This is a genomic window from Pseudomonas sp. TWR1-1-3 (assembly GCF_049896805.1).
GTDB lineage: Bacteria > Pseudomonadota > Gammaproteobacteria > Pseudomonadales > Pseudomonadaceae > Aquipseudomonas > Aquipseudomonas bubulae.
Genome location: NZ_JAFCUZ010000002.1, coordinates 1,054,652 through 1,066,805 on the forward strand (window position 1 = coordinate 1,054,652; position 12,154 = coordinate 1,066,805).

11 protein-coding genes are annotated in these 12,154 nt (G+C 57.4%); 8 read left to right on the top strand and 3 right to left on the bottom strand.

The features are described 5' to 3' along the window. The first annotated feature begins 113 nt into the window (after nucleotides 1-113). From ACP7BE_RS12355 to ACP7BE_RS12375, 5 genes are all read left to right on the top strand, one after another. The gene (locus ACP7BE_RS12355) at nucleotides 114-677 is read left to right on the top strand and encodes a DUF2796 domain-containing protein (protein WP_094999472.1); all 564 of its coding nucleotides are present in this window, start codon (nucleotides 114-116) and stop codon (nucleotides 675-677) included. A 51-nt stretch (nucleotides 678-728) separates the two neighbouring features. After that, on the top strand, nucleotides 729-1,439 hold the full coding sequence (locus ACP7BE_RS12360; protein WP_094999473.1) for an ABC transporter ATP-binding protein: 711 nt from the start codon (nucleotides 729-731) through the stop codon (nucleotides 1,437-1,439). Between the two features lies 1 nt (nucleotide 1,440). Then, nucleotides 1,441-2,706 carry an ABC transporter permease gene (locus ACP7BE_RS12365; protein ID WP_095019069.1) on the top strand — a complete coding sequence of 422 codons (1,266 nt, stop codon included), beginning with the start codon at nucleotides 1,441-1,443 and terminating at the stop codon, nucleotides 2,704-2,706. A 25-nt stretch (nucleotides 2,707-2,731) separates the two neighbouring features. Beyond that, entirely contained in the window at nucleotides 2,732-3,241 is a 510-nt protein-coding gene (locus tag ACP7BE_RS12370; protein WP_370688634.1) for a DUF3299 domain-containing protein, read from the top strand. Between the two features lie 240 nt (nucleotides 3,242-3,481). Then, on the top strand, nucleotides 3,482-4,180 hold the full coding sequence (locus tag ACP7BE_RS12375; RefSeq protein ID WP_094999476.1) for an OmpW/AlkL family protein: 699 nt from the start codon (nucleotides 3,482-3,484) through the stop codon (nucleotides 4,178-4,180). Between the two features lie 59 nt (nucleotides 4,181-4,239). Here ACP7BE_RS12375 and ACP7BE_RS12380 read toward each other — a convergent pair whose 3' ends face one another. The 3 genes from ACP7BE_RS12380 to ACP7BE_RS12390 all read right to left on the bottom strand — a co-directional run bounded on the left by ACP7BE_RS12380 (nucleotide 4,240) and on the right by ACP7BE_RS12390 (nucleotide 8,305). After that, on the bottom strand, nucleotides 4,240-5,169 hold the full coding sequence (locus ACP7BE_RS12380; protein WP_094999477.1) for an NAD-dependent epimerase/dehydratase family protein: 930 nt from the start codon (nucleotides 5,167-5,169) through the stop codon (nucleotides 4,240-4,242). Next, entirely contained in the window at nucleotides 5,162-6,046 is an 885-nt protein-coding gene (locus tag ACP7BE_RS12385) for a sugar nucleotide-binding protein (RefSeq protein ID WP_094999478.1), read from the bottom strand. The genes ACP7BE_RS12380 and ACP7BE_RS12385 overlap by 8 nt, the downstream gene beginning before the upstream one ends. Before the next feature lie 144 nt (nucleotides 6,047-6,190). Further along, nucleotides 6,191-8,305: a mechanosensitive ion channel family protein gene (locus tag ACP7BE_RS12390; protein WP_095019070.1), complete on the bottom strand. Its 2,115-nt coding sequence runs from the start codon at nucleotides 8,303-8,305 to the stop codon at nucleotides 6,191-6,193. Nucleotides 8,306-8,976: 671 nt separating this feature from the next. On the opposite strand from ACP7BE_RS12390, the gene ACP7BE_RS12395 reads away from it, so the two are divergent. The 3 genes from ACP7BE_RS12395 (at nucleotide 8,977) to ACP7BE_RS12405 (ending at nucleotide 12,136) form a co-directional block, all read left to right on the top strand. Further along, nucleotides 8,977-10,704, top strand: a complete 1,728-nt coding sequence (locus tag ACP7BE_RS12395) for an AMP-binding protein (RefSeq protein WP_094999480.1) — start codon at nucleotides 8,977-8,979, stop codon at nucleotides 10,702-10,704. A gap of 229 nt (nucleotides 10,705-10,933) precedes the next feature. Further along, entirely contained in the window at nucleotides 10,934-11,863 is a 930-nt protein-coding gene (locus tag ACP7BE_RS12400) for a hypothetical protein (RefSeq protein WP_317757502.1), read from the top strand. A gap of 27 nt (nucleotides 11,864-11,890) precedes the next feature. Continuing rightward, nucleotides 11,891-12,136 carry an acyl carrier protein gene (locus tag ACP7BE_RS12405; RefSeq protein ID WP_094999482.1) on the top strand — a complete coding sequence of 82 codons (246 nt, stop codon included), beginning with the start codon at nucleotides 11,891-11,893 and terminating at the stop codon, nucleotides 12,134-12,136. Nucleotides 12,137-12,154: the final 18 nt, after the last annotated feature.

The window sequence follows — 12,154 nt, forward strand, 5'->3', positions numbered from 1 at the left end:
TTGCAGCCATGCTCCCACGCGCCTTGCGTAACGCCAAGCACACGGGCAAACTCTCGCAACAGTTGTTATAAGATCACATAACAATATTTTCACATTTCTGCTGGAGTGCTCCCATGCGCCGTTTGCTTCTTGCTTTGCCGTTTGCCTTGTTGCCGCTGGCGATGGCTCACGCCGCCGACGATCATGATCACGACCATGAACACAGCAGCCTGGCGCCCCATGAACATGGCGTAGGCAGCTTGAATGTCGCGCTCGACGGCCAGACCCTGGAACTGGACCTGGATGGCCCGTCGATGAACCTGGTGGGCTTTGAACACGTTGCTACCACTGACGCTGACAAGGCCAAAGTCAGCTCGGTACGCAAACAACTGGAAGACCCACTGGTGCTGTTCAGCATCCCCAAGGCCGCCGGTTGCACAGCTGAAGCGCAGGAACTGAAAAGCCCGCTGTTCGACCCGGCGCCGGAAGAAGGCAGCGCCAAGGGCGAGCACCACCACAGCGATATCGAAGCCCACTATGCGTTTACCTGCAGCACGCCGGACGCTTTGAAAGCGCTGGATCTGGCGCAGTTTTTCAAGACATTCCCCGGCACCCATAAATTCAAGGTACAACTGATCGGCCCGAGCGGTCAGCAAGCCGTGGAAGTGACAGCCAAGGCACCTGTGCTGAAGTTTTAAACAGCTCCCACAGAAAGACTTCCACCAACTCCCAGGCGATCTCCTCCCCCAATGACCCAAGCACTAATCGAACTGAGCGACCTGAGTTTCAGCTGGCCGGGGCACCCCGTGCTACTGGATATTCCGGCGTTTCGCCTGCAAGCAGGTGAAACCCTGTTCCTCAAAGGCCCCAGTGGCAGTGGCAAAACCACTTTGCTGGGGTTGCTTGGCGGCGTGCAAAAAGCCAACAGCGGCAGCATCCGCTTGCTCGGCCAGGAGCTGGGAGAGCTGGGCTCCGGGGCCCGTGACCGTTTCCGGGTTGACCACACGGGCTATATCTTCCAGCAATTCAATTTGCTGCCATTTTTGTCGGTTCGCGAGAACGTCGAACTGCCTTGCCACTTTTCCAAACTGCGTGCCAGCCGCGCCGTGCAACGCCACGGCAGTGTGGATAACGCCGCGCAAACCCTGCTGGCCCATCTGGGCCTTAAAGACCCGGCCCTGCTGGAGCGACGTGCAGACTCGTTATCCATCGGCCAGCAGCAGCGTGTTGCCGCCGCCCGCGCACTGATCGGTCAGCCCGAACTGGTGATTGCCGACGAGCCCACATCAGCACTGGACGCGGACGCTCGCGAAGCCTTTATCCAGCTGCTATTTGCCGAATGCCGTGAAGCGGGTGCCAGCCTGTTGTTTGTCAGCCACGATCAAAGCCTGGCCCCTCTGTTCGACCGTAACCTGTCGTTGTCTGAACTCAATCGCGCCGCCCTGTCGGTAGAGGTCTGAGATGTATCTGTTTCGTCTAGCGTTGGCCAGCCTGGCCAACCGCCGCTTTACCGCACTGCTGACCGCCTTCGCCATTGCCCTGTCGGTGTGCCTGCTGCTGGCCGTGGAACGGGTCCGCACCGAAGCCCGCGCCAGCTTCGCCAGTACCATCAGCGGCACCGACCTGATCGTGGGTGCCCGATCCGGCTCGGTCAATCTGCTGCTGTATTCGGTGTTCCGCATCGGCAATGCCACCAACAATATTCGTTGGGACAGCTTTGAACATTTCGCCAACAACCCGAAAGTGAAATGGGCCATCCCCATGTCCCTGGGCGACTCGCACCGCGGCTATCGGGTGATGGGCACCAGCGAGGCGTACTTCGAGCACTACCAGTACGGCCACAAGCAAAACCTGAAACTGGCCAGCGGCCGTCCTTTTGCCAGCGATCCGTTCGAAGTGGTACTGGGTGCCGAAGTCGCCGATGCCCTGCATTACAAACTGGGCGACAAACTGGTGCTGGCTCATGGCGTGGCGGCGATCAGCCTGGTCAAGCACGACGACAAACCGTTCACCGTGGTTGGCATTCTCGCGCGCACCGGTACCCCGGTGGACCGCACGCTGCATATCAGCCTGGGCGGTATGGAAGCAATCCATATCGACTGGCATAACGGCGTGCCCGCCCACGGTGCCGGGCGTATCAGCGCTGACCAGGCCCGCAATATGGACCTAACCCCCCAGGCCATCACTGCGTTCATGCTGGGCCTGAACAGCAAAATTTCGACTTTTGCCCTGCAACGGGAGATCAACGATTTTCGCGGTGAGCCGATGATGGCGATTTTGCCCGGCGTAGCCCTGCAGGAACTCTGGAGCTTGATGAGCACTGCTGAAAAAGCGTTGTTTGTGGTGTCGCTGTTTGTGGTACTGACCGGACTGATCGGCATGCTCACCGCAATCTTGACCAGCCTCAATGAGCGGCGCCGCGAGATGGCGATCTTGCGCTCCGTGGGCGCCCGCCCTTGGCATATCGCCACGTTACTGGTGTTCGAAGCACTGGCTCTGGCACTCGCCGGAGTGATCGCCGGTGTCGGTCTGTTGTATGTGTGCATTGCCGTGGCCCAAGGCTATGTGCAATCGAACTACGGGTTGTATTTGCCACTGGCGTGGCCAAGTGAATATGAATGGACGCTGCTCGGCGGTATTCTGGCAGCGGCCCTGTTGATGGGCTGCGTACCTGCCTGGCGCGCCTACCGACAATCGCTGGCAGATGGTCTGTCCATTCGTTTATGAGCTTACATTTATGAAAAGGTCTGCAATGTCTCGCGTGCTGCTGGCACTGTTACTGCTGGTTGCGACGCCGCTGTGGGCGGCCGAACCGAAAGAGCTGACCTGGTCGGAAATGATCCCGGCGGATGCGCCGCCTGAAGCACCGGACATGACGCCCCTGCATGACCTCTCGCAGATGGGCAATATGGAAGCCGCCCCGGCAGCCAGGCAGGACTTGCCCAATGCGCCGGTGGTCCCGGCGCTGGATGGCCAGTTGATTCGCCTGCCGGGGTATATCGTGCCCCTTGAAGTCAGCGAAGACGGGCGCACCACGGACTTTTTGCTGGTGCCGTACTTCGGTGCCTGCATCCATGTACCGCCACCGCCGTCGAACCAGATCGTGCACGTGACCAGCAAGGAAGGGGTCAAGCTCGACGAGTTGTACCAGCCGTACTGGATCGTGGGCGCGCTGCAGGTCAAGGCCAGCACTAGCGAACTGGCGGATGCGGGGTATCAGATGGATGCTCAGCGGATCGTGGTGTATGAATTGCCGGAGTAACCCCAAAGGCCCCTCACCCTAGCCCTCTCCCCGTGGGAGAAGGGACTGAAAGCAAAAGCAGGTTTGCGCAACGCCACCCATCAGCTCCCTCTCCCTCCGGGAGAGTGTTGGGGTGAGGGGCTCTGGGCAATTAACGAATTTTTCACAACTTCACGCTTTCATTGAGCTGGGTCAACTGAACAGGCCTGGGCGCTCATTACCATTGGTTATATAAATTTTAAATATCCAAATGGAGCTCCCATGCACAAGTCTTTGCTCAGCGCAGCCGCCCTTGCGCTCGCCGTCGTCGCCCCTCTTGCCCACGCGCACACGGAAGGCGACATCATCGTGCGTGCCGGTGCTATCACGGTAAACCCGAAAGCCGACAGCTCCAGCGTCAAGGTTGATCAAGGCCCGTTGGCAGGTGCTGATCTGGGTGGCAAGGCGACCATGAGCAGCGACACGCAACTGGGTCTGAACTTCGCTTACATGATCACCGACCATGTGGGTATCGAATTGCTGGCAGCCACACCGTTTGAGCATGACGTGAAACTCAAGGGTACTGGCCTGGCAGCCGCCAACGGCAAACTGGGTAGCCTCAAACACTTGCCGCCAACCCTGAGCGTTGTGTACTACCCACTGGATACCAAATCGGCATTCCAGCCTTACGTTGGTGCCGGCATCAACTACACCTGGATCTACGACGAACACGTCGGCAGCCGTGCCAGCGCCGAAGGGTTCGACAACTTCAAGGCAAAAAACTCCTGGGGCATGGCCTGGCAGCTGGGTGCTGACTACATGCTGACCGACAACATCATGATCAACGCCCAGGCGCGTTATATCGATATCGACACCCGCGCCACTGTGGAAAACAACGCCGTGGCACCAGGCACTCGTGCCAAGGTCAACGTAGACGTGGACCCATGGGTATACATGGTTGGCCTGGGCTACAAATTCTAAGTCCGGCAATCATAAAAAAGGCGCCTTCGAAAGGCGCCTTTTTTGTGGGCGGGTGGTTCTTAGCGGCCTAGCAGGCGTGCCAGCCCGACACTCATTGGTGTGGTTTCACCGAGGGTGAAGCGTTGCAACAAACGGCTATTGTCAGCACGGGAATGGCGGATATCACCCGAGCGGGCCGGACCGTGGCTGATCGGTGGCAACTCGCCGACCACTTCGCTCAACGCTGCCAGCATTTGATTGAGTGTAGTGGCCTTGTTCAAGCCTACGTTCACGGCACCCGCTTCAGCGTTCTCGGTTTCGACGGCTTGCACCAGAATCTTGACCAGATCACCCACATACACGAAGTCGCGCGTTTGTTCGCCATCGCCAAAGATGGTGATCGGCAGGCCCTTTTCAGCACGCTCACTGAAAATGCTGATCACGCCCGAATAAGGCGAGGAGGGGTCCTGGCGCGGGCCAAAGATATTGAAGAAGCGAAAGATCACCGGCTCCAGACCGTGCTGGCGACGATAGAAATCCAGGTAGTACTCGCTGGACAACTTGTCGGCGGCATAAGGTGTCAATGGCGCTTTAGGCGTGTCTTCGACAATCGACTCGCCTTCGCCGTTATTGCCGTAGACCGCAGCACTGGAGGCGAAAACAACGCGCTTGATCCCTGTTTCGCGCATGGCTTCGCACACATTCAGGGTGCCGATGAAGTTGCTTTGGTGAGTACGCACCGGGTCGTCTACCGAGGCTTGTACCGAAGCAACCGCCGCCAGGTGAACCACTGCGCTGCAACCGGCCATGACTTTGGCAACCAGTGCGGCATCGGCCACGTCACCTTCAATCAGCTCGACCCGCGAGTTGGCCATTGGCAAGTTGCTGCGTTTGCCTGTGGACATGTCATCGAGAATTCTTACGGAGTAGCCCTTGGCCAACAAGGCGTCTACCAGGTTGGAGCCAATAAAACCGGCACCACCGGTGATTAAAACGGGAGCATCAACCATGACGATAAAACCTGTCCAGTAAAGTGGGGAGCGCCGCACGCCAGGCGCGAGGCTTGATCCCGAAGGTGTGTAGAATTTTTTTGCACGCCAGCACCGCGTGCTGGGGTTCTTCTGCCGCGTCGGGCCGCGCGGCGTGCGCCTGGGGTGTCGGCGCTTCGATTGCCAGTTCGTGCAGGTTACGGGCCTCGGCCAGGATTGCCTGCCCCAGCGCCAGCGGCGTTGTCGCTTCGTGCCCGGCGTAGTGGTAAGTGCCCCACAGCGGCGCCGCGCAATCGAGCTGCTTGAGTACCGAGATAATCACCCGCGCCGCATCATCCACCGGCGTCGGGTTGCCCCGTCGATCATCGGCCATCAACAACTCACCCGGCTTTTCGGCCTGGGCCAGAAACCGCCCGAGGGTGCCATCCGGGCTGTCATCGAGCAACCAGCCAAAACGCAGCAGCACATGTTGCGGGCAAATGGCCCGCACACTTTGTTCGATACGCCACAGTGCCTGACCGCGTAACCCGAGCGGGACGGGTTCGTCTTTTTCGCTGTAGGCCGTCGCACGCGAGCCATCGAAAACCCGATAGCTGGAAGGTTGCAACAAGGTGATGCTGTGGTGCTGGCACAGCTCGGCCAGACGCTCGACAGCGCGCTCCTGCGCGGCAAGACGCGACTCGCTTACTGTCTGCGCCTGAAACCAGTCGAAGTAGTACGCAAGGTTGATGACAGCATCCGGGCGGGTGTCATCGAGCAGTTGCGTGAGGCTCGCGGCGTCCCAACCGTCTTGCGGCGGGCGCGGGGCTAGGAAATTGATGTCTTCCTCGGCACCCAGACGAATCAGCGCCTGCCCGAGGGCATTTCCGCCGCCCAATAACATAAGGCGCATTCGCATAAAGTATGCAGGCTCAGTCTATTTAGAACGGTGATGTATACCAGAAAACCAGCCGTGAAAGCTGCTGACCCTAATCAAGATAGCCGCATTTTGCGGGTTTCTTGCCCACCCGTCACTGACAAACTGCCTCATGCTAAAAGGCCTTCATTGGGATCTGGGCGGAATATCAGTCAGTAATACCGTAGACCGTTGCGCCAAGGAGTCCGCTGGCAGCGTTTGTTCCGGCTCCCGCACGGGCAGCAGAAACCCCTGTGGATAATGCTGTGCGAAGTGAACATCCGGCGACTTATCCACAAGCTTTTTAAGCCGGTCATTGAATGCCCGGCTCACAGTGTTCTGCGCCCCGGACATGGTTCGGAACTGCGCGGTTATGGTCACGCCATCGAGGTTCATGCTGTCGACGCCAAAGATCGTCAGCGAACCCTGCAGGCTCAGGCTGAGCAGAGGATCGCTGCTGATCTGGCTCCCCGCTTCCCGAATCAGGGCCGTCGCTTTGTCCATATCGGTGTCATAGGTGAACTGCACGGAAAAAAAGGCATAGGCAAACTGCCGGGAATGGTTGATGACGGCCTTGATCTGACCAAAAGGCACCGAATGGACAAAACCTCTCGAATCGCGAAGGCGCAGGGTTCGTATGGTCAACCCCTCGACGGTGCCGGCATGGGCGGAGTCGATCACCACCCAGTCACCCACCGAGATGGTGTCTTCAATAATGATAAACAGCCCGGTAATCACGTCCTGCACCAACTGCTGGGAGCCAAAGCCGATGGCCAGGCCTATCACCCCGGCGCCAGCCAGGAAGGGCGCGACGTTCACCCCCAGATTGGCCATGGTGGTGATGGTACAGATCACCACCAGAATCACTTTGATAGCATTGCGCGCCAGCGGCAGGATGGTCTTGATTCGCGTACTGGGCTCATGGCTCCCGCGCCGGTTGGTGGCCGGTTCCAGCGCTTGTTGAATGGCCGTGTCGAGGACCACCCAGGTCAACCAGGTCACCAGAAGGATCAACAGGATATGGCCCAGGGAATCACTGATGACCTTGCCGGTATTGCTGTCGGAAGCGAAGGCCAACAGCGAGAAACCCCAGATCTTCGCCAGCAACTCAATAAAGGTCACGGCCAGGGCAATGCGCAGCAATGCGTAAACCACACCGATAAAACGCTCTTTATAGGCCCCTGTATGCTGGGTTCGCGCCCGAAACGAATGGTGCAGAATCGTGCTCAGAAATACCGTGCCGATCAGCAGGCCCGATGTCAGCAATGCACTGCGCAATGCACGTTCACTGCCCTCACCCACGCCCAGTAAATTGCGCGCGCTCACCAGCAACATCAGCAGCACGGGCCAGTACCAGAGTACCGAAAAAATGCGCAACGACTCTTGCAAGGCTGGCTGCCCGAGCCGTTGTGCCAGGGCCCGATTGCGGATCAGGTGAGCCACGGGCCGCCGCAGCCGTACCACCAGCCAGCCCAGAATGGCGCACGCCAGCAGGCCGGCGAGTACCGACAGACAACTGGCGATATTGCCGCCGATTTGCCGCGCAATTTGCGGGCTGCTCATTGCGTCGCTCAGTGCCGAAAAAAAGCCGATCAAGAACAGCGCCCGTTTCGAGTACTGACGAATAATCTGCACCGCGCGGCGCTTGTGGCCCGTTTCAAACAAGGTACTCAGTGACAGCACCAGCGCCACACAGAACACCCCGGCGCTGCCAGCATAGGTCAGGGTCAGGCCGAACGAGCGACCCAAGGTGTCTTGCAGCATGCGGCTGGCGTACAGGGCCAGCATCAACGAGACCAGCGCAGGCAACATGTAGGGCACCACATAACCCACCAGCGTCTGGATGCGTGGCCGGTCAAACATCGAACGCGTGGTACACAAATAACGCGCCAGCAATCTTCCTGCGAGCATCAACCCGAAAAAAACGCCGGACCAGATAACCGTCAGCAAGAAAAAGTCGCCTACACCACTCCAGGAAGGATGTGTGGATGCCTGCTCGACCAGTTGTCCTACTTCACCTGCCGCCCGCTCGGTGCGTAAACGCCAGGCGTCCAGCAACTGCATACTCAGGCCGAGCTGACCTTGAACCTCGTCCATCCCCGCACCCAAAGCCCCCAGCAGCCCGCCATCCACCAGCACGGGAGGCTTGCCATCGGATTCCTCGGCCTTGATCACAGAGGCCAGTGTAGGGGCGGCCAAAAGCATGCCATTGCCCGAGCACAACAGGACAAGAAGCAGAAACGCTGTTTTGAATTTGTACAAACCCGGGGGCCTCCTGCACATCCTTGATAGGCCAACCGTACCGAAGGGATTAGGTTCGAGACAGGGCGCGTCTGTAATTTCGATCAGGTACAGCGTAGTCAATGACACGTCAGGCGCGGGAAATAATCGGTTGAGGCTTGCCTGAAACTGCCGCCATTCAATACACCACTAGACAAAATGTGTAACCCGAAGATCAGGCATCGTAACTGCAGCAAACACCAAACCGGGAGAGAAAGTACTCATTGGACGACGAGTACGCCCGTTATAAGAATACGCCGGAAGCGCCGAAATACGTGATCTTGAAGAGCACGCTTACCCCGCACTACCAACGACTTATTCGAGACACTCCCACAACTAAAGAGTCGACACGTACTACAAAAGCAAACGACTGCGCGCACGACTTAAATACAAAACATCCAACGCCGAGTAACAAGCGTTTAGACACTTAAACAACTATAAACTTGCTTTAGAACCGGGCAATAGCGCCGACTACAAACGAACATGAAAGATTATGAAACTTTCACCCGACCGATTTACAAACACTGTTCCATCCCATAAAGTCCGCCAGACCGGGCACTACAGGTTTGTATGCTCACTAGAGCGTTGTATTGAATTTGTAATATTTGACAGACTTGTTTGATTGACTTCCCGGAGATCGGAAATTGGAAACAATGATCGATGCTATTTTGTCTGCCTTGGATAATCCACAGCAAAGTGCACTGCGGCAAATTACTGTTATAGAAGAGAACGGGGAAGAAAAAAGCATTTCCTATGCAGCGTTGGCACAACAAGCATTGGCGGTCTCTTCAGCCCTGACCGAACTGGGGGTTGTTCGTAATGACCTGGTTATTCTTGCCCTGCCGGCATCGATCGATCACTTGTTACTGCTGACTGGATGCGTGTTGATTGGCGCCTTGCCTTGCACCGTCGCGCTGCCTGGAAGATTGATGGCAGACTCACCGCGCAATCAGATATATGTGGCCTGTCAGTTGTTTGCACCGCGCCTGCTGATCGCATCCGAAAGCAATACACCGGCACTCCAGCGCTTGCTTTCCAACCTGCCTGTACGCGTGGTCACGAGCGCAGAGGTGAGCCTCGCTGCCAGCGCAGGGTTTCCAGTGCGCGTGGAACGCTGCCAGGCTGACAGCGGCCATCATGTGCAACTGACCTCGGGCTCGACCGGTCGCCCCAAGGCCGCCATCCTGAGCCATCGCAATGTCATCGCCAATGTGCGCGGTATCGGCGGTGTTGTTGGCTACAGTGTCGAACGCGGCGACGCCTCTGCGTCCTGGCTGCCGCTGCATCACGACATGGGCCTGGTGACGCTACTGTCGAACCTGTATTACCAGGCACCGCTGCTATTGATGCAGCCGGCCAGTTTTATTCGCAACCCGCTTGGCTGGCTCAAGCGCATGTCCAGCTTTGGCGCAACCACCACGGCGGCGCCGACTTTCGCCCTGCAGTATTGCATTCGCCGTTACCGCGAAGCGTCAATGAAAGAGGTGGATCTGAGCAAGTTGCGCAATATCTTTGTCGGCGCCGAAAGGGTCGATGAAGCCTGCCTGAGGGAGTTTGCACAGACATTCTCGCCCCACGGCCTTTCACGTTCTGCGCTGCAACCCTGCTACGGCATGGCGGAATCGACGCTGGCAGTGACCATGCATAACACGACCTTTGATTACGACAAGCAGGCGCTCTCCTACGTGATTCCTGACCGTATCGACTCCGGCGCGGTAATCGATCATTGGCAGGCACGCCGCGCCGACGATAACAGTCGGCGGGTAGAAACCGTACTGTCGATGGGCCGGCCGATTGACGGGATGCAAGTGGCGGTAAGGGCTTTGGACAGTTCCGACGCCAAGGACCGCGAAGTGGGCGAAATTTTCATACGTGGTTCTTCGGTCATGTCCGGCTATTTACCCGCCGAAGGCCAGACCGAGCACTACCAGAGCGGCGACTGGTTTGCGACCGGGGATATAGGTTATCGCGTGGATGAGCACTTGTTTGTACTCGGCCGCAAGAAAGAACTCATCATTATCCGTGGCAGTAATTATTTCCCCCATGAAATTGAAGACGTCATTGCCTCACACCCTTTATTGGCCAGCGGGGGTAATGCAATAGCGGCCTTCGGTATCTACGACGAGACACAGAGAACCGAGAGCCTGGCGATTCTGATCGAGCTTGAAACGAAGCATAACCCTATCGAACTGCGCACCCAACTTCAAAACCAATTGCGTGAGAAGTTCGGATTTGGTGCCCACGCCATTACATTCGTGCTACCCGGAAGTTTGCCACGTACGACCAGCAACAAACTCAAGCGCCTGGAATGCCGAACTATTTATCTGCAAACCGTACTGGACAACAAAGACAAGGCCGATCGCGAACAGCTTGTTAGTTAATCTACAACCACGCCAATAACATCGACACACTGAAGCACTGCAACTTTCAAATACTGGATCACACACTATGCACACTTTGACGCAAGGTGGGGATACGGCTTCGTCACGCCATTCATTATTGAATGTGTGTGCACAACCGGTTCTTCATCGCTTATCGACATACGGCGAACTGCCTGCTCACTTGATCCATATTATTTCGCGCGCTTCAGTGCGACTGATGGATTCAGATATGTTGATTTCGCAGACACCGCAAGACTATGAGCCTGCCGAGCAATTAAACCGCCCCTCGGTGGCCCTGTCGCAGCCGAGCCATGACTTGGAACATATTCTGGAGCGCATTCAGCAAGACGGTCTGGCGTTGCACTACCGATCGTTCATGCAGAACTTCGCCCATTTGTTTTCGCTGTTCCTGACGCCGGATCAATACGAACGGGCGCGCGCCAGCATTGATGCGGGCAGTGCCCTGCGTTTTCTGATGAGTGATGCCGGCGGCCCTACCCTCACTAGCTGGCGCACTGTCGCCCAGCCTGAAGGGGATGGTTTCAAGCTGCATATCGACAAGTTATGGGGCATGTACGCCAACCTTGATGGCATGGCAATCGTTGCCGCCCGCACGCCGGGCTCGTTTTTCCCCTCGGCCTTTCTGGTCTGGCCCGAGCAATACAAGACCCTCAAGCGAACCCTCTGCGGCGAGCCCTTTCTCGGCGATGTCGTGCAGTTGGGCAACGTCAAGGGCACGGTGCAGGTTTCCCAGGAAGATCGTCTGAAAGTGGGCGGCCCTGCGGTACTCAATAAATACCTGACGACGGTACGGCCTTTCCTGGTGCGCGCACTGATGGCCCATGTTGACTGGCTGGCAAGTCAGGGCCGCCTCGAACTGACACCCGACGAGCGCGCGTCACGCGACTTCATCGCTGCCGCCGCCCGTACCAAGACGCTGTCCGACCGCTATGAGAGCGAAGACGTGCACCGCGTGCTGGCACTGAAATTCGCCTCCAATGAACTGCTTTTGCATCTGGTCAGCCGCTCTGCCGTACCGAGTTTTCTCGACCAGCGTGACCTGTTGGCGTTTACCAAAATGGAAGGCAGCTCTTACCGCTGTTATCACGAATTGCGCGCAAGCATGCGCGTAGCCAAGCCCGTATCCGACTCACTTTAATCCGCTTTAACCCCAGGAGATGCACCAATGACGACTGAAACCCTCAACACGCTGGAACTTCTGAAGAAAGAAGCCGCCAAGATTCTCAATATCGAATCCGTCGATACCCATGTCGGTTTGGGCGAACTGGGTATCGATTCACTCAACGTGGTTGAGCTGATCGTCTATTGCGAACAGCTCTACGGATCGATTGACCCTGAACAACTCAATATCACGCAGTACACCACTCTGGAGCAAATCGACTCGCAGTTGCAGCAGCAACAAGTCGCCTGATCGCCAGCCACCCTCATA